This is a genomic window from Polaromonas sp. P5_D5, assembly GCF_054049435.1.
Genome location: NZ_JBFUMJ010000002.1, coordinates 27,966 through 50,290, shown reverse-complemented (window position 1 = coordinate 50,290; position 22,325 = coordinate 27,966). Strand labels below are relative to the sequence as shown.

The 22,325-nt window shown below is 62.8% G+C and carries 20 protein-coding genes; 9 read left to right on the top strand and 11 right to left on the bottom strand.

Translation table 11 applies throughout. The features are described from left to right. Window positions 1-41: 41 nt before the first annotated feature. The 4 genes from ACXJKE_RS06910 to ACXJKE_RS06895 all read right to left on the bottom strand — a co-directional run bounded on the left by ACXJKE_RS06910 (window position 42) and on the right by ACXJKE_RS06895 (window position 4,661). Window positions 42-962, bottom strand: a complete 921-nt coding sequence (locus tag ACXJKE_RS06910) for an ABC transporter permease (RefSeq protein ID WP_457279854.1) — start codon at window positions 960-962, stop codon at window positions 42-44. After that, window positions 962-2,071, bottom strand: coding sequence for an ABC transporter permease (locus tag ACXJKE_RS06905; protein WP_457279853.1), 1,110 nt, complete (start codon window positions 2,069-2,071; stop codon window positions 962-964). The genes ACXJKE_RS06910 and ACXJKE_RS06905 overlap by 1 nt, the downstream gene beginning before the upstream one ends. After that, complete coding sequence (locus tag ACXJKE_RS06900; RefSeq protein WP_457279852.1) at window positions 2,068-3,651, bottom strand: ABC transporter ATP-binding protein; 1,584 nt, start codon at window positions 3,649-3,651, stop codon at window positions 2,068-2,070. The genes ACXJKE_RS06905 and ACXJKE_RS06900 overlap by 4 nt, the downstream gene beginning before the upstream one ends. Before the next feature lie 77 nt (window positions 3,652-3,728). Next, window positions 3,729-4,661, bottom strand: coding sequence for a LysR family transcriptional regulator (locus tag ACXJKE_RS06895; RefSeq protein WP_457279851.1), 933 nt, complete (start codon window positions 4,659-4,661; stop codon window positions 3,729-3,731). A 70-nt stretch (window positions 4,662-4,731) separates the two neighbouring features. Between ACXJKE_RS06895 and xdhA the strand changes: the two genes are divergently transcribed. From xdhA to ACXJKE_RS06880, 3 genes are all read left to right on the top strand, one after another. Next, window positions 4,732-6,318, top strand: a complete 1,587-nt coding sequence (gene xdhA / locus ACXJKE_RS06890) for a xanthine dehydrogenase small subunit (protein WP_457279850.1) — start codon at window positions 4,732-4,734, stop codon at window positions 6,316-6,318. Between the two features lie 80 nt (window positions 6,319-6,398). Further along, window positions 6,399-8,750 carry a xanthine dehydrogenase molybdopterin binding subunit gene (gene xdhB / locus ACXJKE_RS06885; protein WP_457280954.1) on the top strand — a complete coding sequence of 784 codons (2,352 nt, stop codon included), beginning with the start codon at window positions 6,399-6,401 and terminating at the stop codon, window positions 8,748-8,750. 49 nt (window positions 8,751-8,799) lie between these two features. Next, window positions 8,800-9,219, top strand: a complete 420-nt coding sequence (locus ACXJKE_RS06880) for a hypothetical protein (RefSeq protein ID WP_457279849.1) — start codon at window positions 8,800-8,802, stop codon at window positions 9,217-9,219. A gap of 144 nt (window positions 9,220-9,363) precedes the next feature. Here the strand turns inward: ACXJKE_RS06880 and ACXJKE_RS06875 are convergent, their stop codons facing one another. After that, window positions 9,364-9,702 carry an antibiotic biosynthesis monooxygenase gene (locus ACXJKE_RS06875; protein WP_457279848.1) on the bottom strand — a complete coding sequence of 113 codons (339 nt, stop codon included), beginning with the start codon at window positions 9,700-9,702 and terminating at the stop codon, window positions 9,364-9,366. 101 nt (window positions 9,703-9,803) lie between these two features. Here ACXJKE_RS06875 and soxR point away from each other — a divergent pair, with 101 nt between their 5' ends. After that, window positions 9,804-10,280, top strand: coding sequence for a redox-sensitive transcriptional activator SoxR (gene soxR, locus ACXJKE_RS06870; RefSeq protein ID WP_457279847.1), 477 nt, complete (start codon window positions 9,804-9,806; stop codon window positions 10,278-10,280). Here the strand turns inward: soxR and ACXJKE_RS06865 are convergent. Beyond that, a complete protein-coding gene (locus tag ACXJKE_RS06865) occupies window positions 10,277-11,539 on the bottom strand; it encodes an Nramp family divalent metal transporter (protein ID WP_457279846.1) in 1,263 nt (420 codons plus the stop codon). The two genes, soxR and ACXJKE_RS06865, sit on opposite strands and share 4 nt — an antisense overlap. Window positions 11,540-11,923: 384 nt before the next feature. Between ACXJKE_RS06865 and ACXJKE_RS06860 the strand changes: the two genes are divergently transcribed. Genes ACXJKE_RS06860 through ACXJKE_RS06840 form a run of 5 tightly spaced genes read left to right on the top strand, consistent with a single transcriptional unit; the run spans window position 11,924 to window position 16,089 of the window. Next, window positions 11,924-13,588 carry a cbb3-type cytochrome c oxidase subunit I gene (locus ACXJKE_RS06860; RefSeq protein ID WP_457279845.1) on the top strand — a complete coding sequence of 555 codons (1,665 nt, stop codon included), beginning with the start codon at window positions 11,924-11,926 and terminating at the stop codon, window positions 13,586-13,588. Continuing rightward, a complete protein-coding gene (locus ACXJKE_RS06855; protein WP_457279844.1) occupies window positions 13,578-14,180 on the top strand; it encodes a cbb3-type cytochrome c oxidase subunit II in 603 nt (200 codons plus the stop codon). Before ACXJKE_RS06860 ends, ACXJKE_RS06855 begins: the two co-directional genes overlap by 11 nt. Window positions 14,181-14,198: 18 nt before the next feature. Continuing rightward, window positions 14,199-14,798: a c-type cytochrome gene (locus ACXJKE_RS06850; protein WP_457279843.1), complete on the top strand. Its 600-nt coding sequence runs from the start codon at window positions 14,199-14,201 to the stop codon at window positions 14,796-14,798. Window positions 14,799-14,833: 35 nt separating this feature from the next. Then, entirely contained in the window at window positions 14,834-15,466 is a 633-nt protein-coding gene (locus ACXJKE_RS06845; RefSeq protein ID WP_457279842.1) for an SCO family protein, read from the top strand. Beyond that, the gene (locus ACXJKE_RS06840; protein ID WP_457279841.1) at window positions 15,463-16,089 is read left to right on the top strand and encodes a hypothetical protein; all 627 of its coding nucleotides are present in this window, start codon (window positions 15,463-15,465) and stop codon (window positions 16,087-16,089) included. Before ACXJKE_RS06845 ends, ACXJKE_RS06840 begins: the two co-directional genes overlap by 4 nt. A 26-nt stretch (window positions 16,090-16,115) precedes the next feature. Here ACXJKE_RS06840 and ACXJKE_RS06835 read toward each other — a convergent pair whose 3' ends face one another. From ACXJKE_RS06835 to ACXJKE_RS06815, 5 genes are all read right to left on the bottom strand, one after another. Continuing rightward, on the bottom strand, window positions 16,116-17,084 hold the full coding sequence (locus tag ACXJKE_RS06835) for a hypothetical protein (protein ID WP_457279840.1): 969 nt from the start codon (window positions 17,082-17,084) through the stop codon (window positions 16,116-16,118). 119 nt (window positions 17,085-17,203) lie between these two features. Then, a complete protein-coding gene (gene rtcA / locus ACXJKE_RS06830) occupies window positions 17,204-18,262 on the bottom strand; it encodes an RNA 3'-terminal phosphate cyclase (protein ID WP_457279839.1) in 1,059 nt (352 codons plus the stop codon). 19 nt (window positions 18,263-18,281) lie between these two features. Next, window positions 18,282-18,923 carry a hypothetical protein gene (locus ACXJKE_RS06825; protein ID WP_457279838.1) on the bottom strand — a complete coding sequence of 214 codons (642 nt, stop codon included), beginning with the start codon at window positions 18,921-18,923 and terminating at the stop codon, window positions 18,282-18,284. After that, window positions 18,910-20,142, bottom strand: a complete 1,233-nt coding sequence (locus ACXJKE_RS06820) for an RtcB family protein (RefSeq protein ID WP_457279837.1) — start codon at window positions 20,140-20,142, stop codon at window positions 18,910-18,912. Before ACXJKE_RS06820 ends, ACXJKE_RS06825 begins: the two co-directional genes overlap by 14 nt. 608 nt (window positions 20,143-20,750) lie before the next feature. Continuing rightward, a complete protein-coding gene (locus tag ACXJKE_RS06815; RefSeq protein WP_457279836.1) occupies window positions 20,751-22,304 on the bottom strand; it encodes a vWA domain-containing protein in 1,554 nt (517 codons plus the stop codon). Between the last annotated feature and the right edge of the window lie 21 nt (window positions 22,305-22,325).

Sequence of the window (22,325 nt, the reverse complement as noted above, 5' to 3'; positions counted from 1 at the left end):
AAAAAAAGCAATTATGCGGCGGATCGGCCGTCAATACACCATCAGGCCCCCGGGTAAAAAGGCTTGCCGATGGAGCTGGGCATGTTGACGCGAATCCATAGCGGGTTGCGCGAGATCAGGACCAGCACCACGATGGTGGACAGGTAGGGCAGCATGCTCAGGAATTGCGTGGGCATGTTGACGCCCAGGCTTTGCAGGTGAAACTGCAGCATGGTCACGCCACCGAACAGGTAAGCACCCAGCAAAACCCGTGCCGGGCGCCAGGTGGCAAAGGTGGTGAGCGCCAGCGCGATCCAGCCTTTGCCGGCGATCATGCCCTCCACCCACAGCGGCGTATAGACCACCGACACATAGGCGCCCGCCAGCCCGCACAGCGCACCGCCGGCCACCACGGCCGCCAGCCGGATGCGCCGCACCGGGTAGCCCAGCGCATGCGCCGACTCGGGGCTTTCACCCACCGAGCGCAACACCAGGCCAGCGCGCGTGCGGTACAAAAACCAGATCAACCCGGCCGTCAGCGCCATCGCGATGTAAACCATGGGGTGCTGGCGGAACAGCGCCGGGCCCACGAGCGGAATATCAGCCAGGAAGGGAATCGGGTACTGCGACTGTTCGGGCAGCTTCTCTTGCACGTATTTGATGCCGGCAAAGGCCGAAAAACCCGCGCCGAACAGGCTGAGCGCCAGGCCTGTGGCGTACTGGTTGGTGTTGAGCCAGATCACCAGCACACCGAAAACCGCGGCCAGGAACGCGCCCGCCGCCATACCGGCCACAAAGCCCAGCCAGCTGTTGCCGGTGTGCACCACGGTGGCAAAGCCGGCAATGGCGGCGCACAGCATCATGCCTTCGGCGCCCAGATTGACGATGCCGGCCTTCTCGTTGATCAGCAGGCCGAGCGCGGCAATGGCCAGCACGGTGCCCGCGCTGAGTGTGGCCGCGATGAGCAATGCGGTGGAGTCCATCAACCGGCTCCTTTCACAAGGTCGGTGGAAGGAAGCGTGGCCACCTGCACGGGGATGGGCCTGGACAGCCTGAGCCTGTAGGCGATCAAGGTATCGCAAGCCAGCAGGCTGAAGAGTAGCAAGCCCTGGAACACGCCGGTGATCGACTTGGGCAGCCCCAGGCGCGACTGCGCGAGCTCGCCGCCAATGTAGAACATGCTCATCAGGATGGCCGAGAACACCACGCCGACCGGGTGCAGGCGCCCGACGAAGGCGACGATGATCGCGGCAAAACCATACCCCGCCGGCACATAAGGCGTGAGCTGGCCGATGGGGCCGGCCACCTCCAGCGCGCCTGCCAGGCCCGCCGCGGCACCCGATGTCAGCAGCGCCAGCCACAACGCCCGGCGCGACGAGAAGCCGGCATAGCGCGCAGCAGCAGGCGCCAGGCCGCTGACTTCATGCCGGAAACCCGCGTGTGTGCGGAACATGAACAGCCACAGCCCGGCCACACCCAGCAGCGCGAGGATGATGCCGATGTTCACGCGCGAGCCCTGCATGAGCCGCGGAATCTGTGTCACGGCCTCGAAAGTTTTGGTTTGCGGGAAGTTGTAGCCGTTGGGGTCTTTCCAGGGGCCGAAGACGAGGTAGTTCAGCACCATCTCCGCCACATAGACCAGCATCAGGCTGACCAGGATTTCATTGGCGTTGAAACGGTCTCGCAGCAAGGCGGTGATGCCGGCCCACACCATGCCGCCCGCAAGGCCTGCCAGCAGGATGGCCGGAACGATCCAGGGGCCGGTGGTTTTTTCAGCCAGCAGCGCCACGCCGCCTGCGGCGATCGCACCCATGACGAACTGGCCTTCGGCGCCGATGTTCCAGACATTGGAGCGAAAACACACGGCCAGCCCCAGCGCGATGATGAGCAGCGGCGTGGCCTTGACCAGCAGTTCGCCGATGGCATACGGCGACTTGATGGGTTCCCAGAAAAACACCTGCAACCCCTTGACGGGGTCTTTGCCCAGTGCCACGAAGAGCGCCACGCCGATCAGCACGGTAATCAGCAGGGCCAGCACCGGGGAGGCATAGCTCCAGAAGGAAGACGGCTGGGGACGGATTTCGAGCTTCATGCCGAGGCCTCCGCCGTGGTTTGTGTTGTTTCTGTTGGGTGCGTGCCGGGCGCCCAGAGCCCGCTCATCCACTGCCCCACCAGTTCCACCGTGGCGTCGACGCGAGGCAGCGAAGGCGAGAGCTGACCCTTGGCCATCACGTACAGCCGGTCGCAGATGTCGAACAGTTCTTCGAGTTCCTCGCTCACCACCAGCACCGCGCAGCCGGCATCGCGCAACTTGAGCAGCTCGCCGCGGATCTGCGTGGCCGCGCCCACGTCAACACCCCAGGTCGGCTGCGAGACGATCAGGAGTTCAGGCCGGGCATCAATCTCGCGGCCCATGATGAACTTCTGCAGGTTGCCGCCCGAAAGGGATTTGGCCACTGCCTGCGGCCCGCCCGACTTCACCTTGTACTCGGCAATGATGCGGTCGGCCTGCGCCTGCAACGCGCCGCGGTCGAGCCAGCCGCTTTTGCCGACGGCCTCCTTGCGCGTGAGCAACAGGTTGCGCGCCAGCGAAAGCGACGGTACGGCGCCGCGGCCCAGGCGTTCTTCAGGCACAAAGTGCAGGCCCAGTGCGCGCCGGCCACCCGGCCCGAGCTTGCCCACCGGCTGGCCTTTCACCGCAACCGCATCGGCCGCAGCGCGGGTATCTTCGCCCGACAGCGCATAGAGCAGTTCCTTCTGGCCGTTGCCCGACACTCCGGCGATACCGACGACCTCGCCGGCGCGCACCTGCAACGCGACCTGGTGCAGGTCGACGCCGAACTGTTCTTCTTTGGACAAGTCGAGCTGTTTCACCTCTAACACCACGGCGCCGGTGCGCACCGCCCGGTGTTCCAGCGCGGGCGGCTCGGCGCCAATCATCAAACGGCTCAGCGAGGCGTTGGACTCCTGCCGTGGATCGCAGAAACCGGAAACCTTGCCGCCGCGCAACACCGTACAGGCGGTGCACAGCGCGCGGATTTCATGCAGCTTGTGGCTGATGTACAAAATACTGCAGCCCTGCGCGGCCAGTGTCCTCAGCGTGACAAAGAGGTTCTCGACCGCCTGGGGCGTCAGCACCGACGTGGGTTCGTCCAGGATCAGCAGCCGCGGATGCGTGAGCAGCGCCCTGACAATCTCCACCCGCTGGCGCTCGCCGACGCTCAGGGTATGCACGGGACGTGTCGGGTCCAGCTGCAGGCCATAGGCTTGCGTCGTCTGCATGATGCGCTGCGAGACCTCGGCCAGCGTGAGGTGTTTGTCCAGCCCCAGCCAGACGTTTTCGGCCACCGTCAGCGTGTCGAACAGGCTGAAGTGCTGGAAGACCATGCTGATGCCCAGCGCCCGCGCTTCGTGCGGGTTGCGCACCACGACCGGTTTGCCGTCCATCGCCACGCTGCCGGCGTCGGGCTTGACCGAACCGTAGATGATCTTCATCAGGGTGGATTTGCCCGCGCCGTTTTCACCGAGCACGGCGTGGATCTCACCGGGCTGAACCGTCAGCGAAATGCCGCTGTTGGCCACCACGCCGGGGTAGCTTTTGGTGATGCCGGAAAGCTGCAGCCGCGGCGGCTGGCCGGGCGGGCTGTCAGTCTGGGGCGGGGCTGCGGTCATTGTCTCTGGGGTATCCGGTTTTGTCGTCGGTTTATAGGTAATTCTGGCTGCAGCCCATACAGGACGGTCGCAAGCAGCTATTCTTTTCGTAGCGTTGAGGCCACGGACTTGACACGTTCGCGCAGCCAGCGGGCCGAGTTGGAGGCGTGCGTGCGTTCGTGCCAGAGCTGGTAATACATCATGCGGGGAAAGGCGATCGGGGTGGGCAGTATTTTCACCGGCAGCAGGCTGGCAAAGCGTTCGCAGTACTGGCGCCCGGTGGTCATCACCAGCAAGCTTGATGCCACCATGGACGGCATAAGGCTGAAGTGCGGGCAGCGCACCGTGATGTTGCGCACCATGCCCAGGGTGTCGAGATGCTCGTCGATCACACCCTTGGCGCCGGGGTGCGTGGCGGTAGGGGCGATGTGTTCGGCTTCCAGCCAGGTCGCGGCATCCCAGCCGCGGCGCACCGCCGGGTGGTCTTTGGCGACCAGGCACACCACTTCGTCGCCGAAAAGCCGCGCCATGTGCAGGTCGTCGGGCGGTGCGGCCCAGTTGCCTATGACGATGTCGGCCTGGCCTTGCGCCAGGTGCATGCGGTAGTCGGATTCAGCGGACAGCGGGTGGATTTCAATATGGCAGAGCGGCGCCTGGGATTTGATCTGTGCCACCAGTTGCGGCAGGAAAGACGGGTCCAGGTAGTCGCTCGCCGCCAGGCTAAAGGTGGTTTCTGCCGTGGCAGGGTCAAACCCCCGCGCGTCACTGAACAGCATGCCGGCCGCGCGCAAAATGCTGGCCGAGGGCTCGATCATGCGCAGGCCCGCATCCGTAGGCACCATGCCGGAGCCGGACCGCACCAGGATAGGGTCACCCGCCAGCGTGCGCAGGCGCTTGAGCGCCGCGCTGACGGCGGGCTGGTACATACCCAGGCGGAGGGCGGCGCGTGATACGCTGCGTTCAGTAAGCACGGTATTCAAGACCCTGATGAGATGGAGGTCTATCTTGTCGAAAAGCGCCTGGTCTTTCATACCTTTTCACCCATGCGGTTGATATGCACTTTTGTATGCTGGCCGCGGCGCGACTGTTTTAACCTGAAGCATGGCTGTCCCATCTTTTTCCAGACCCATCCGCTTCGTCAGGCGGGGTGAAGTTGTTTCCGTCAGCAATGTACCACCCAGCCGCACCCTGCTGGAGCTGCTGCGCGAGGACCTGGCCTGCACCGGCACCAAGGAGGGCTGCGGCGAAGGCGACTGCGGCGCCTGCACCGTGGTGCTGGGCGAGGCGGCCGGCGGCAAGCTCGAATACCGCGCCATTAACAGCTGCATTCGCCTGGCGCATTCCATTGACGGATTGGCCGTCTGGACCGTGGAAGATATTGCCCCCACGCTTTTCACTTCGCCTTCGGCTTCGTGTAATGCGCTGCCCCCCGAGGGGGCGCTGCGCCTGCGGCCCGGCAAAGCCGGTTCCGCGGCCCCTGCTGGCGAGGGAGAAGGGGTTGAACCAGCGCTACATCCTGCCCAGCAAGCCATGGTCGACAAGCACGGCTCCCAATGCGGCTTCTGCACCCCCGGCTTCGTGATGAGCCTGTTCGGCATGTACCAAAACCACATCTGCAAGGGCGAGCCTGTCACGCGGGAGCTCGCGCAGGAAGAACTTTCGGGCAACCTCTGCCGCTGCACCGGCTACCGGCCCATCCTGGAGGCCGCGCAAACGATGGGCAGCCTGCGTCCCGTTCGGATCGACGAAGCCGGTTTGCTACAAAAACTGGAGCTGCTTGCGCCCGTCCCTATTGGGCTGCAGGCCGATTTGGCTTACAAATCGCCGAAAACACTGGCAGCCCTGCTGCAGGCCCGCGCCGCCCACCCTGGCGCCCAGCTGGTGGCCGGCTGCACCGACGTGGGCTTGTGGGTGACCAAGCAGCATATGCAGTTTGGCGAAGTGCTTGACGTCACCCGGGTGCGGGAGCTGCGCCGCATTGAAGACTACCCGCGGCACATCGCCATTGGCGCCGCAGTGACACTGGCCGACGCCTATGCGGCGCTGGTCAAAGACCGGCCGCAGTTGCACAACTTCGCGGCCCGCTTTGCGGGGCTGCCGGTGCGCAATTCCGGCACGCTGGGCGGCAACATTGCCAACGGCTCGCCGATTGGCGACTCCATGCCCTTGCTGATTGCGCTGGGGGCCAACATCGTCCTGATGAGCGTGCGCGGCCACCGCGAAATGCCGCTGGAAGCGCTTTACACCGGCTACCGCAAGAACCTGATGGCGCCCGACGAAGTGCTGGCCTGGATCAAGGTGCCCAAGGCGCAGCCCCGGGAGGCGATGAAGGCTTACAAAATCTCCAAGCGCTACGACGACGATATTTCCGCCGTCTGTCTGGCGATCAATCTGCAGATTGAAAACAACACCGTGGTCACTGCGTCCATCGGTGCGGGCGGCGTCGCCGCCACGCCGGTGCGTGCCATCCAGACCGAGGCGGCGCTGACGGAGAAACCCTGGACGCAGACCACTGTGCAGCACGCCATCGCTACGTTACGCGCCGAGTTCTCGCCCATCTCGGACATGCGCGCCTCTGCGGCCTACCGCAGTCAGGTGCTGGGCAACCTGCTCCAGCGTTACTGGCTTGAAAGCCAGGGACTGCAGCAGATCAACCTGGCGAGCTTCCGGCTGGAGGAAGCCGCATGAACGCCGCGAAAGACATCTCCGTCAGCCGCGATGCGGTGGCCGACCCGGACGTACGCGCAGCCAACGCCCGCGCTGGTGATATGCCCGCTGCGGACCTGGCGGAAAAAACGTCGCTGGCCAAAAAACCTGCAGGCACGCAGGCGGCGGGCCGCTCGACGCCCCATGAAAGCGCTCGCGCGCAAGTCGCCGGCGCCGCCACCTATGTCGACGACATTCCCGAGGTGCGCGGCACGCTGCATGCCGCGCCCATTTTGTCGACCGTGGCACACGGAAAGCTGCTGGGCGTCGACACCACTGCGGCGCTGGCCATGCCGGGCGTGCGCGATGTGATTCTGGCGCGCGACATTCCGGGCGACCCGGTGCTGGGCAATTTCTCGCACGACGAACCGGTATTTGCGCAGGGCACGGTGCAGCACATCGGCCAGGTGATCGGCGTGGTGGTGGCCGACACCGTCATGCAGGCCCGCCGCGCCGCGCGCAAGGTGGTGTGCAACATCGAACCCCTGCCTGCATTGTTGACCGTGCGTGATGCACTCAAAGCTGAGAGTTATGTATTGCCGCCGGTCTTCGTCAAACGCGGCGATGCGGCAGCTGCACACAAAAAAGCTCCGCACACGCTGCACGGCACACTCGAAGTGGGCGGCCAGGAGCACTTTTACCTCGAAGGCCAGGTTGCCTACGTTGTGCCGCAGGAGCAGCAGCAATGGCTGGTGTATTCGAGCACCCAGCACCCCGGCGAAATCCAGCATTGGGTGTCGCACGCACTGGGCATTGCCAACCACGCAGTGCGCGTTGAATGCCGGCGCATGGGCGGCGGCTTTGGCGGCAAGGAAACGCAGTCAGGCCAGATGGCCGTCTGGGCCGCCATCGCTGCCCACAAACTGCATTGCCCCGTCAAGCTGCGGCTGGACCGCGACGACGACTTCATGGTCACCGGAAAACGCCACCCGTTTGCATATGAATACGACGTGGGTTTTGACGAGACCGGCCGGCTCAGCGGCCTCAAGCTCATGATGGCGGTGAATTGCGGCTTCAGCGCCGACCTGTCGGGCCCGGTGGCCGACCGCGCGGTCTTCCACGCCGACAACGCTTACTTTCTGGAGGACGTGGAGATAGCGTCCTACCGCTGCAAGACCAACACGCAAAGCAACACCGCCTTCCGCGGCTTCGGCGGGCCGCAGGGCATGATCGTGATTGAAGCCATCATGGGCGACATCGCACGCACGCTCGGGCTGGACCCGCTGGAGGTTCGCAAACGCAACCTCTACGGCATCGGTGAGCGCGACGTCACCCACTACCAGATGAAGGTCGAGGACAACATCCTCGACCCGCTGCTATCAAAGCTGGCGCTGTCTGCGCTTTATTCACAACGCCGTCAGAAAATTTCTGCCTGGAACACCCAAAGCCCGGTCATCAAGCGCGGCATCGCCATCACACCCGTCAAGTTCGGCATTTCGTTTACCGCCACCCTCTTCAACCAGGCCGGGGCACTGGTGCATGTGTACACCGACGGCAGCGTACAAGTGAACCACGGCGGCACCGAAATGGGCCAGGGCCTGAACACCAAGGTCGCCCAGATCGTGGCCGATGAACTGGGCGTGCCGTTCGACCAGGTGCTGGCCACCGCCAGCGACACCAGCAAGATTCCGAACGCGTCAGCCACCGCGGCCTCAGCCGGCACCGACCTGAACGCGCGCGCCGCGCAATACGCCGCCCGCAATGTGCGCGACAACCTGGCGCAATTTGTGGCCGGCCTGGACCGGTGCGGCGCGGGCGCGGTGCAGTTTGAAGGGGGCGAGGTTGTCACACCCGCAGGCGCGCGGCCTTTCACCGAAGTCGTGAAGCTGGCCTATGCCAACCGCATCCAGCTCTGGAGCGACGGCTTTTACCGCACACCCAAAATCCACTACGACAAGGCCACACTGACCGGCCGGCCGTTCTACTACTTCGCCTACGGGGCAGCCTGCACCGAAGTCGCCATCGACACCCTGACGGGCGAAAGCCGTGTACTGAAAGTCGACATCCTGCATGACGTGGGCACCAGCATCAACCCGGCCATCGACATCGGCCAGATCGAAGGCGGCTTTGTGCAGGGCATGGGCTGGCTCACCACCGAGCAGCTGGTGTGGAACGACAAGGGCCTTTTGACCACGCACGCGCCCAGCACCTACAAGATTCCTGCAACCGGCGATGTACCCGAGCATTTCAAGATCGATCTGTGGCCCGAGCCCAACCGCGAAGACAACGTCTTCGGCAGCAAGGCCGTGGGCGAACCGCCGCTGATGCTGGCGATCAGTGTGTACGAGGCACTACGGGATGCGGTGGGGGCTGGAAAGCCAGGGGATCAACTTGTGGTGATGGATGCGCCGGCTACGGCGGAGAATGTGCTGAGGGCCGTCGGCTATGGTGATTCGCCAAAATTATTGACGTAGGCTCATGCCCCTGGACAGATCAACATCAAGCCGTGCAGGGGAGCAACGCATGTGGCAATCCGCTTTATTAATATTCGTTCTGGGATTCACCATTTCAGGCGCAGAGGCGCAAGGCTCCCCTTCTCTCTGCTGGGTTCGTAGCACCTCGCTGTCCGACACAGGCGAAGCAATTGTGAAATTCGATCCTGCTGCCCGTGGGTTTATGGGCATCACGTCTCCCGGCGCCCAACAGCCGGATACGACCTTCTCCCTGGTACCCGAAAGCAGCAACGAGAACGGGAGCGACTCTACGGTGCGTATCCCAAAAAACAAGGAGGCCTGGTTGCGCCAAGGCCATGAAGGCTGTGAGTTTCGATGGGCCCAGGAAGGCGGCAGCTCAGGCATACGCATCAGTGCGACCAGTTCCTACGTCCCGCCAGGAGCCGCACCAGCGACTGCGCATGCATTTGTTCCTTTCTCGAAAAAATGACTGTGCCTGGATTCCTCGCGCGCCGTTGCCAATACTTCACGACAACAGGCGGGTCCACGCTTCGCCCAGGCGTGGTCAAGCACAGCGGTAGCCTGCGACCCCGCAGCTACGGCAGCGTTTGAGCGCCTGATCCGAGACGGAAAATCAAGCCTCGCGGTACATCCCCGAGTCGCCCCGTACGCCCAGCTTTTTCCGGAAAGCCTGAATATCAAAGCCCTCGCTGGCGAGCTGCTTTTGCATGACGGTCTGGGCGGCGGCCACCGCATCGGCACTGGCCCACTCGACCACGGTCACCACATCGAACTCGCTGCTGTCGCCCGTCTGGGTCAGCACATGTTTTTGCAGGCAGCCGGGCTGCTCGCCCAGCATGCGCTGGACCTGGTGAATGCGCTCGACAAAAGCGGAGATCGATTGCGAGGGCACGACGAATTTGTCGACGCGGAACACGGAGGCGGAAGCGGGGCTTGATAAATCGCTGGACATGAAAACAACTCCTTTGAAATAAGCGGGCCGGATTGGCCTGAAAATGAGGAGTCTGAAACCTCAAGTAAAGTTTAGGTCAAGCATTTTTTTCAAGGAAATCCATGGGCACGGAACTGGAACAGGCCGGCATCTTTCCCACACTCTCGGTCGGCGACATGGCACGCCGCAGCGGCGTGGCGGTGTCCACCCTGCACTTTTATGAGAAAAAAGGGCTGATCAGCAGCACCCGCACCGAAGGCAACCAGCGTCGCTACGCACGCGAGATGCTGCGACGCGTGGCTTTTGTGCGTGTGGCGCAGCGGGTGGGCATTGCGCTGGCCGACATCGAGGCAGCCCTGGCCACCCTGCCCGCGAAGGCGGCCCCCAGCCGCGCGGACTGGGCCCGACTGTCGGCAGCCTGGCGCGCCGACCTGGACGAGCGCATGGCCCAGCTCAAAAAACTGCGCGACACCCTGGACGACTGCATAGGCTGCGGCTGCCTGTCGATTGACAAATGCCGGCTGCGCAACCCGTATGACCAGCTCGCCGGGCAGGGCGCGGGGCCGCAGCGTTTGTGGGTTCGTCGCCGGGAAGCCTAGAACAAGGGGCGGATCAGATCCAGCAACATCATCGCCACCGCAAAGCCCATCACCACCACACCGCCCCAGCCGAACCACGTGGTCTTCAGGCCCGAGGTGAAATTGCCCATCACCGATTTCCGGCCGGCCAGCAGCATCAGGCCGGCCATGATGGGCACGGCCACCACGCCATTGATCACGGCACTCCAGTAAAGCGCTTTCATCGGGTCTATGCTGGTGAAGTCCATGCCCGTGCCTACCACGGTAGCAATGACGATGATGGCGTAAAAGCGCTTGGCTTCGTACCAGTGGCGCTCCAGGCCTTCGGGCCAGCCGAAGGCCTCGGCCACGGCGTAGGCAGCTGACGAGGCCAGCACCGGCACGGCAAGCAGGCCGGTGGCGATGATGCCGCCGGCGAACAGCGCAAAGGCAAAATCGCCGGCCAGTGGCCGCAAAGCCTGCGCCGCCTGCGCGGCTGATGTCACATCATGGATACCGGCCGCATACAACACCGCACCACCCAACACCATGATGAAAAAGGCGATGGCATTAGAGAAAAACATGCCGATGTAGGTGTCGCGCTTGACGCGGCGAAGGTCGCGGCGGATCTTCTTTTCAGCGCCCAGCACGCCGCCCTTCAAGCGCAGCTCTTCGACCTCCTGCGAGGCCTGCCAGAAAAACAGGTAAGGCGAAATCGTGGTGCCCAGCAGCGCGACGATCATCATCCAGTAGCCCGAGGTCCATTGCAGTTTGGGAACGACCAGGTCATGCAGCACCTGGGCCCACTGCACCTGCACCAGGAACACGGCGATCACATAGGCAAAGAGAAAGAGCGTGAGCCATTTCAAAATGGGTGCGAGCTTGCGGTAAGGCACAAACACCTGCAGCAGCACGGTGATGATGCCGAAGGCCACCGCATGAAAGTGGTCGCCGCCGCCCACAGCCAGCTGCAGCGCCTCGCCCATGGCGGCAATGTCGGCGGCGATGTTGATGGTGTTGGCAATGACCAGCAAAAACACCATGCTCATCAGGAAGGCGCGCGGCGTGTGCTCGCGCAGGTTGGCCGCCACACCCTTGCCGGTGACGCGACCTATGCGGGCGCTGACCAGCTGGATGGCGATCATGAAGGGCAGTGACAAAAACACCGTCCACAGCAGCCCGGTGCCGAACTGCGCCCCCGCCTGCGTGTAGGTGGCGATACCGGAAGGGTCGTCATCGGCAGCGCCGGTGACTACACCTGGGCCGACATGGCGCAGGAAAGAGGGGATGCGGTTCAACATGGCCGCGAGGCTAACACGGCTTGATGAGGCCTGGCTTAAGCCAGATCAACATATCGATTCAGGCTACAGACCAATGCAGGCGAGCGCCAGCAGCTATAAAAACAGTAGCAGATGACTGGAATACAGCCTGGCGTCCAGGCTGGCAGCCATCAAAGGCGTAGTATGGAACACCTGCGGCAAGTTCTCGCGGCCCCACCCGACCGGCGCCAGGCAGCAGATGGCGTCTGCGGGTTTTCACACCGGAGAAATCATGACAGTTGCACCATGCACAAGCGGCGGACCGGCTCAGTCGTTCAGATGGCTGACACCGCTTTTTCTGGAAACCCGGAGCGCGGGCAATGAGAACCCGACGATGCCGCGCGCGTTGCCTGCGGGAGCTGCATGATGGACAGCGCCGCCCTCAGCCTTCTGGGTGCTTTCCTGTTGTCCATCATCGGACTCTTTGTCTTCATCTGGTCGCTGCGCAAAGGTCTGCTGCAAGAAAACCCTGTCGCGGCTTCCGTCATCTTCGCGCACGGCGAGATCGGCCAGGTCGACGACCCCGCGCTACAGGACGCGGCACAGGCGTCAATGCAGAAGGTAGCGAAGGAAGGCGGCATCAAGACGCACGCGGCCGACGCCGCCGAACTGCTGGACCGCATCACGTCCGACCGCTCCACCGCGTTTCCGGTGTTCATGTTCATCACCTTTGCCTGCCTGTGGCTCATCGTGGGCTCGATGGCGGGGCTGGTGTCGTCCATCAAGCTGCATGAGCCCGACTGGCTCACCGACTATGCCTGGCTGACCTTCGGCCGGATACGCACCGTGCACCTGACCGGCGTGCTCTACGGCTGGATCACCAATGCGGCGCTGGGAATGATCGTGTGGCTGCTGCCGCGACTGCTGCGCACCCGGCTCTACGGCGCCATCTGGGTCATGCTGGGCGGGGCGCTCATCAACATGGGCATCGCCGGCGGCATAGGCGCCATCGCGACCGGCTGGAACGACGGCATGGAATACCTGGAAATTCCATGGCAGATCGCGATCTTCATGTTCGCCGGCTTTGCCCTCGTCATCCTGCCGGTGCTGTTCACGCTGGTCAACCGCAAGGTCTCGCACCTGTACGTCAGCGTCTGGTACATGACGGCGGCGCTGCTGTGGATTGCCCTGCTCTTCCTGGTCGGCAAGATGCCCGGCGTGCACACCGGCGTGCAGCAGGCCACCACCAACTGGTGGTATGGGCATAACGTGCTGGGCCTGTGGTTCACGCCCGTGAGCGTGGGCGCCATCTATTACTTCCTGCCCAAAATCATCGGCCGGCCGATACGCTCCTACAACCTCTCGCTGCTGGGCTTCTGGACGCTGGCGTTTTTCTACGGCCAGGTCGGCGGCCACCACCTCATCGGCGGCCCGGTGCCCGGCTGGCTCATCACGCTGTCGATCGTGCAGAGCGTCATGATGGTGATTCCGGTGATCGCCTTCAGCATCAACATGGGCGCCACGCTGCAGGGGCGCATGCACCTGGCGCGTTATTCGCCGACGCTGCGCTTCATGATGTTCGGCGGGCTGATGTACCTTGCCTCATCGCTGCAGGGCTCGCTGGAGGCGCTGCGCAGCGTCAACCAGATCACCCACTTCACCCATTTCACGGTGGCCCATGCGCACCTGGGCGCCTATGCCTTCGTCACCATGGTGCTGTTCGGCGCCATCTATTTCATGATGCCCCGGGTGCTGAACTGGGAGTGGCCGTACCCGAAACTGATCACCCTGCATTTCTGGCTGGCGGCTGTCGGGGTGACGATATATTTTGTCGGGCTCACCATCGGCGGCTGGCTTCAAGGTGTGGCGATGCTGGATGCCGCCCAGCCCTTCATGGCTTCCGTCGAGCTGACCCTGCCCTACCTGAAATGGCGATCCGTGGGCGGCGGCCTGATGGTACTCAGCCATCTGGTGTTCGTCGGCCATTTCCTGGCCATGGCGCTTCGCTTCGGGCCGGGCCGCGCGGGCGCCGCCCTCTTCTGGCCCAACGACGCACGCAGCGCTGAAATGGGAGCCGCTCATGGAAAATGAAGTCAAGCTGGCATCGGGCGCCATGGTGGCCCTGGGCATCGCCACGGCGGCCCTGGTGGTGATGCCCTACATGCAGGTACGCGACATCAAACCGCCGCCGGAGCTGAAAAACTACACCAGCGCCCAACTCCGCGGGCGCGAGGTCTACATTGCCAATGGCTGCGTTTATTGCCACAGCCAGCAGCCGCGTGACCGGAACTTCGGCCCCGACGCGGAGCGCGGCTGGGGCCGGGCCTCGGTGCCGGGCGATTACTTCTATGACAGGCCGCATTTGCTGGGCAGCATGCGCACCGGGCCGGACCTCTTCAACATCGGGGCGCGCCAGCCGAGCAAGGACTGGCACCTGGGCCACCTGTACCAGCCGCGCGCCTATGTGCCCGGCTCCATCATGCCGTCCTACCCCTATCTTTTCACGGTGAAGGACGCCAAAGACGCCGAAAGCGAGGGCGAGCAGCCGCTGGCCCTGCCACCCGCCTACGGGCCGAACATCGGCCAGGTGGTCGTGCCTTCGCCGCAGGCGCTGGACCTGGTCAAGTACCTGCAGGGCCTGAACCACACCTACCCGGTGCTGCCACCCGCCCCCAAGCCCTGAGCCACACAAGGTCATCCCATGCTGAACGACAAGACATCTGAAAGCCGGGCCCAGGAGCGGGAACAGGCCGAGCCTTCCGAAAAAAGCCAGCCCATCCCGCTGATCTTCCTGGTCGGGGCATTGGCCCTGGTGCTGTGGGGCGCGGGCTACATCGTGCTGTCCGGCTCTTTCGGCCGCGCCGACCTGGGGGACAAGCGCACCCTGGCGGACCTCTCGGGCCCCGCGCCGGGCGCTGCGGCCAACGGCAAACAGCTGTTCACCGCCAACTGCGTGGCCTGCCACCAGGCCACCGGCAAAGGGCTGCCCGGGGTGTTTCCACCGCTGGACGGCTCCGAATGGGTCACCGGCGACGAGCGCACCGTGGCCAACATCCTGCTGCACGGCGTCACGGGCGAGATCACCGTCATGGGCAACACCTTCAAGGGCGCCATGCCGGCCTTCGCGCAGCTCAGCGATGCCGAACTGGCCGCGGTGGCGAGCTACGTCCGCGCCGAATGGTCCAACAAGGCGGGGGCCGTCAAGCCCGAGCTGTTTGAAGCCGAACGCAAGGCCGGCACGCGCACCACACCGTTCAACGGCGCTGCCGAGCTCAAGGCGCTGGCGGCCAAAAGCTCCTGAGCTGAAGGGGCAGCAAGCGTGGTGGGCCAGCCCTGATGCTTCGCACCGCCTTGCTCAGCGTCATGCTGGCCCTGGCGGGTTACGCCGCCGCCGCGTGGCTGACGCACGACTTTCAGGTCTGGACCGCCGAGGGCGCCCGTCGGCTCGAAGTTGCACTGCGACCTGTCGCAACCCCCGCAGTCAGCGTCGACGGGCCCGGCATCGCCTCTCAGGCACTGTCGCAGCATCTCGCCGACGGGCAGTCCGTCACGCTGGTGGATTTCATCTACACACGTTGCCAGACCGTCTGCCTGGCGATGGGCAGCAGCTTCCAGCAAATGCAGCAGATATTGCAGGCGAGGCAGGAGCGCGGCGGCAGGGTCAAGCTGCTGTCGATCAGCTTCGATGGGCGTCACGACAGCCCCGCCGTGCTGCAGGCCTATGCAGCACGATTGAGCGCTGACCCGGCGCTGTGGCGCTTTGTGCGTGTGCAGGACCCGCGGGACACCCAGCGCCTGCTGGCGGGTTTCCAGGTCGTGGTGGTTCCTGATGGCCGCGGCGATTTTGAACACAACGCGGCGCTGCTGGTCATCGACCAGAAAGGCCGGCTGGTTCGCATTTTTGACTACGCGGAACAGCAGCTCGCGCTCGACTATGCGCAGCACCTTGCGCAGGCTGCCCCGCCATGAAGAGGCTGGCGCCTCCCTCGCGCGGCACCCTGGCGGTTATGGCCGTCGCCCTGCTTTGCCTGCTGGCCTTGCCCGGCCTGCGGCATGGACTGGAAGCCAGCATGACACTTCATATGCTGGTGCAGTATCCCCTGCTGGCGCTGGCCGGCTATCTGCTCGCCACTGCACTGCCGGGGCGCTGGCTGGCTCGCCTGGGGCTCTGGAATGCCCACGGCATCAGCGGTTTGTTCGCTGCCGCGGTGGTGCTCGCGATCCTGATGATCCCCCGCGTACTAGACCTTGCGCTGGTGGACGGCCGCATCGAAATCCTGAAATGCCTGGCCCTGCTGGCCTGCGGCGCCGCCGTGCGCCTGTCCTGGCAAGCGGCGGGCCTGCTGGTGCAGGGTTTCTTTCTGGGCAATGTGCTGCCGATGATGGCAGTCGTGGGCAACCTGTATGAAACTTCGCCGGTACGCGTCTGCAACGCCTACCTGCTGGACGATCAGGCGCGCCTGGGGCAGATGCTGGTTTGGATTGCAGCAGCGATTGCCGCTGCGTGGTTTACCTGGCTGGTCCGTGCCTTGATGCAAAGAGACACTGCCATGCTGCCTGACGATGCAGTAACGAAACCCACGGCACGCTGACACCACTCATGCCGCCGGGGCGCCACTCACATGGCAAGGTTCAGATCCACTTCCAGGCCTGCCCGCTTCATTTCACGTGCCAGCAGCAGCCGCCACAATCCGGCCTCGTCGACCGAAATGCTTGTAGCGCCTTTCAGGACATCCGGCAAGGCGTCGTCTTCGGACAGCAGGCAGGCAATGCGGTTACGGCCGAGCGCGGCCAGCATGAACCCGATGGCCAGCATGGCCGCTGGCGCATCGGATTTGTTGCCCGGCAGGAGCAGCAAAAACGCCACATTGCGCAGCCCCTCCAGCTGGTCGATGGTGACGGCGTCGAGTATCGCCGCCTCCAGCCCCAGCTGCTCCATGAACTGGCACGCGTCGCCCACGGCATCTCCGCCCAGGCCCAGGATGGCCACGCGAGAACCGGACACGGCTTGCGGCGCGGTGGCGGAAGAGAGATCGGTCTTGGACATGGGCATCCTCGTTGGAATGGAAGGTGAAGGTGTGGAGATCTGCTCCGGTTCCGGCTCCGGTTCCGGTTCCGGTGCTGGTTCCGGTGCTGGTGCTGGTGCTGGTGGGGGCGGTGGTGGGGGCGGTGGCACCGGTTTCGCCTCCGCAACCGGCTCCACTATCGGCGCTGCAGTGCCATCGAGGTAGTCGCTCAGCAGCTTCTTGGCCGCATTCACGCGCATGATGGCCAGATCGATCCCTTGCCTGACTTTTTGCTGGCGTTCGTCGTCCGTGAAGCGGTCGCCGAAAGTCTTGTCCAGCAGAAAATCCTGTATCGCGACGGCAAACTGCCGGTATTCGGGCGTGCCCACGCCAAAGCTGTCGGCCAGGGTGGTGTTGACTTTCTTTTGCAGGGACTCCACGCTCGAATCCCAGCCGGTTTGCGTCACCGATATTTTGAAGGCCCGCAGAATCTTGATCTGCCGATTGACCTTTTCGATCGCGTTCTCGATCTGGGCTTTATCGGGGGCGCCGGATGGTAGTGTATTTTTGCCGTTGGACATGCAGGTTCCTCATGCGACCAGCCCATACTGTAAGGCTTCTCTGGTTCCGGACTCAACACCAGCAACGTCCCGCAGTTTTCATATTGGCATGCATCGGCCAGGAATGACCCAGCCATTCATCACATCTGCAGCGAAATCACCGTTCCGCCACCGCATGGCTCGCATGAGAACTTCACAGGCAGGAAGGCTTCGATGGTCCGCGCATTGGTGCGGGTGTGCTCGGTCAGCTCCGTCGCCCAATAGCGACCCATCCGACCCTGCAGGCCCGCCAGTGCCATGGGAATCATCAGCTGGTCTGCCAGGTGCGGGCCTACCGGCGCCTCGTGTGCCTGGTAATCCTTCACTTCCTGCAGCACACGGCGGGCAACCTGCTCGGCACTCACGCTCTTTTCGCCATAGGCAGCAAAGACCTCGGTGATGTTTTCATAGCGCAGGACAGCCAGCAGCGCATTGCCCGGCCCTTCGTTGCTGCGCAGCCCGCGGTCGCGCAGGCAGTCTTCCTGCCAGCCAAGCCCCTTGCGCAACACGTCCAGCTCACGCTCGGCCACACCTCTCGGCAGGCCGGCGTGCAGACATTCGGCGTATGCCTCTACCAACGCGCCACGTTCCATGAGGTGAATGGCCGAAAAGCCGTGCGCGGGCGGGTTCAGGCGCACGCGCGCCTCCCCGCCTCCCGCCGGGTAGAAACCGTGGCGGCGCAGTTCAATGTCAAACAGTGCCTCGCCGCTGCCGGCGAAATAAGGCGCCAGCGCGGTCAGAAAGGAACACGACGGCGCCATCGGGTTGTGCGTGCCGCCGCTGAGCAGCAGCGTCGAAGCCGCCTCGGCCTGCAGTAGCGGCCACAGCACGGTCTGCAGCACCAGCATGCAGCTGCCTGCCGAGCCGACCGCAAATTCGTAGTCGCCCGCGCGCACCTCACCTGGCGTGAACAGCAACGTGGTTTCGCCAATCTGCACGGCCTGACCGGTGGCATTGACGGCAGAAGTCTCATCGCCGCCGCCGCCCACAGCCACAGCCGCGTTCACGCAGGCCAGGTGCTGGCGCATCAGGCCGGGCTTGGGCCGCTTCGCACGGATGTTGTTCATGCGAAACGGCTTGCCCGTGACCAAGCTGAGCGCCAGAGCCGTGCGCAGAATCTGCCCGCCGCCTTCGCCTTGCGAGCCATCGAGTTCAATCATTGTTTTTCTTCTTTCATCATCAGTCAGTTGCGCTGGCGGCAAGCACGCTCAAGGTCCGGTTAACAGGGTTCCACACCGTCAGGCACCAAATGCCCCACCACTCTTTTCCCGCTTCAAAATAGTTACTCCATTGGCTGCGCGATGGTTCAAGATCAGGATCACCAACCCAGTCGATCACCTCAGGAAGATGGCCCGGGATCAAACCTAAAATTTGACACCACCGATCAAACAGCGCCTTCGCGTCAGCATCTTTCATGAAACCGTAAGGTGGGTCACTAAAACTCAAAAACAAACAAGGCGCACCGGCTGGATGCGCCGCGCAGGAAAAGAGGTCCTGTACTTTTTCCACCGGCAAAATTTCCGGACTCGCAGCGGCACAGTCGTAGTCGAGCTGATGAAAATTCGACGCACTAAATTGCGGAAATTTTTTGATGGCCTCCTGGTGGTTTACCAACCATCGCTCCCGTACGTCCGCGAACAGCAGCTCCAGCGCGCACCGATGCAGCGCCGCAGAAGGATCAATGCCTTTCTCCAGCGTGTAAACAGCAAAATCAAATACGCAGCCTGCTTCGGCAAGTTTTGCCCGAAGAGCCGTCAGGGCAGGACCGGACAATGCCTGCAGAGCGTTGTCCTTTTGCCCCCCTCCCTCAACCTTTGACACACACCACCTGCTTGAGCGTGTAAACCACTTCCACCAGATCACTCTGGGCCAGCATCACGGCGTCAATGTCCTTGTAGGCCATCGGGATCTCGTCGATCACCTCCGCGTCCTTGCGGCATTCCACGCCTTCGGTAGCCTTGATCTGGTCGTCCACCGTAAACAGCTTTTTGGCCTGCGTACGGCTCATGGTGCGACCTGCTCCGTGGCTGCAGCTCATGAAGCTGTCCGGGTTACCCTTGCCGCGCACGATGAAACTCTTGGCGCCCATGCTGCCTGGAATGATCCCGAGCTCTCCCGCCTTGGCGCTCACGGCACCCTTGCGGGTCACAAACACCTCTTGCCCAAAGTGCGTTTCCTTCTGCACATAGTTGTGGTGGCAGTTCACCGCCTCCAGGTGCGTCTCGAAGGGCTTGCTGATCACTTTGCGCAGCGCGCCAATGGCGGCCTGCATCATCACCTCGCGGTTCAGGCGCGCAAATTTTTGCGCCCAGCCCACACCGCGCACATAGTCGCCAAAGTACTGCGAACCTTCTTCGAGGTAGGCCAGGTCCTTGTCGGGCAGGTTGCGCTGGTGCAGCTCGGCGTCTTTCTTCGCGAGCTCGATGAAGTGCGTACCGATGGCGTTACCCACCCCGCGCGAACCACTGTGCAGCATGATCCACACCCCGCCGCCTTCGTCGAGGCACACCTCGACAAAGTGGTTGCCGCCACCCAGCGTTCCCATGTGGCGGTGGTTGTTGGTGTTCTTCAGGCGTGGGTAGTCCAGGCAGATTGCCTCGAACTCTTCGACCAGCTGGCCCCAGGCCGCATCTGCCGCGCTGGGCGGATTCGTCCAGGCGCCGACTTCTCGCACTGAACCATTCCTGCGATAGGTCTTGGGCGCCGAGCCGTGCGGCACGGCTTTTTCGATCTCCGAGCGCAGCGGACCCAGGTTGTCAGGCAGGTCTTCGGCGCGCAGCGTGGTTTTGCAGGCCATCATGCCGCAGCCGATATCCACGCCCACCGCAGCTGGAATGATCGCCTTGAAGGTCGGGATCACGCTGCCGATGGTCGCGCCCAGGCCGTAATGCACGTCGGGCATCACGGCCACGTGCTTGAACACAATGGGCAGGCGGGCGGAGTTTTCCAACTGCTTCAGGGCCTGGGCTTCCACCGGTACGCCGTTGGTCCACATCTTGACCGGCACACCGCCGGTGACTTCATGTTGTTGGTAGTTCATTGTTTTTCTTCCTTTTTCAATAAAAACGGATGACTAGAGCTTGTGAAATGAAATTCCGCCACTTGTTGCCAAGCTGGGGCTTGAACCCAGACCCCGCGCCTTTCAGCGCGAGAGCGTTTGCACGCCGCGTCTACCTGTAATTTCACGGGCATTCATCCAAAACCTTTTGATCACCAGCAGCAACAAAATTGTTGAAATGGATACGTGCTCTACCAGACTGAGCTACGGTGCTGCAATGGGCTCGGGCACAAGCCCATTGCAGCACCGGCGGGATTCGAACCCGCGACCTCGGCATTAACAGTGCTGTAATTCCAACCGCATTTGCCGCCGGCAATCAAAACTTTTTGCTCTCTCTTCAAGAACTTTCAAAAACACGACAAGGATCGGTGAGATTTTCATGTGCATTCAGTTTCCTGTGATGCACATGGCCAGAGTCGAACCGGCTATATCCAATGTAATCCCGCCAGCATTCGTGCTTTTGAAAACCCTCTTGCCAATCTTTAAAAAAGGCCCCCGCCTGAGGACTAACAGTTGTGTGATAGAAACAGTTTGGATGTAATCACACCGGCATTCCTCAGGCGACGACGCTCAACACATCGAGTCATGGCTTACAAAGCCAGCTCGTCTATCAATCCGACCCAGTGGTCGGCTCCCAACGCCCCCGCGGCAAACAAAGCCAGTACCTTGAACACTTCATCGGTAAAACCGCCGATGTTCAGGATGTCAGGCCGTTCAAGCGCCTGCGTATGGGCGTAAGGCTGGATGTCGATACACACCAACCTGGCTTGCGGGTTGCGCTGCTTGAACACTTCCCATTCACGCAAGGTTTGCGTCGCACCGGCACGCTTGCTATCCACCCATGACTCGTTGTCCGACACCAGCACCACCAGGTCTGCCTTGGCCTTACCGGCGTTCAACAGGGCCAACGGCGCCGAGCAGTTGGTTCCGCCACCGCCCACGGCAGCCAGTTTCTCCGCATTGGTCATCACCGAGTCACGCGGGTTCAACGACAAGTTGACGACTTTCTGCTCAAACGGCAGCACCATGGTTGCCGGGTTCTTGCGCAGCAGAGCCGCAGCCACCAGGGCCGCCACGTCAATACAACGCACCGCACTGGTTGCAGAACCACGGTGTCCAGACACCGCCGAGCTCATGGAGCCCGACACATCAGGACACACCACCACCTTACCCACCAGAGCGGGCACGTTCTTCAACGCGATTTCCATCGCGTCTTGCAATGCTTCACGTACCTGCAGAGGAACGGTTTCATCCGTCGCTTTGTAGGCAGCCATCAACTGGTAGGGCAACACGCGGGCCTTCTCAATGCTCTGCACATCACGCAGTTTGGCGGCAATGGCCTTTTCAGCCTTGGTCGTACCAAACACACCGTGGCGCGCAAAGGTGTTGAGGTTCTGTCGAACCATCTGCCACGAGCCGTTCTTGGCAATCTGGGTCCACTGGTTGGTGGTCAGGTTCAACGCGGTCAGCATCTGAAAAGGCACATCGGGTGCCGCACCGCAGCGGTCCTTTTTGTAGGCTTCAAAAGCACGCGTCGCCTCGGGCAACTGGCTCACGTCAAAGTCACGGCCAATCAACCAGGCAAACCACGCGGCGCGCCAGGCCTCAGCCGGTTTTGGGTGAACCATCTTCACGACGTCGGCCAATGACGGGCTGTTACCCACGCTGGCGTTCAGCAGCTGCTTCTCGCTTGCATTGCACAACCAGGCCTGCACCAACTTCTTGGGACGCGAACCCATTGACTTACGGCCCACACGGCCGCTACGCAGAATTTGCACCACGTTACGCAGCATCTTGCCGTTGTCCACGACGCGAGGAAACGCCTTGGCAAACAGTGCCACATCGCGGGTCGCCAGCGAGGCCAACAGCAGCGCCGGCATGTCTTTCATATGGCCGCGCTCACGGGCATAGATGGCGGTTTTGGCCACGAAGCCCGCATCCACCTGCGCAGCCAGCTCCAGCACTTTGTCCAGTTGCTCGGCAGCACCGGCGTAGTAAACATTGTTCAGGCAACCGGTGACGGCCAACTGCACCAGCGCATGCCGAGGTGCCAGAGCATAAGCCACACCACCCGCCTCGTTGACAGTGGTGGAAGCAGACGGGAAAGCGCCTTTGCTGTTTTGAAATAGTTGAGTGTTTGCCATGTTCTTGTTCCTTGTTTGCAT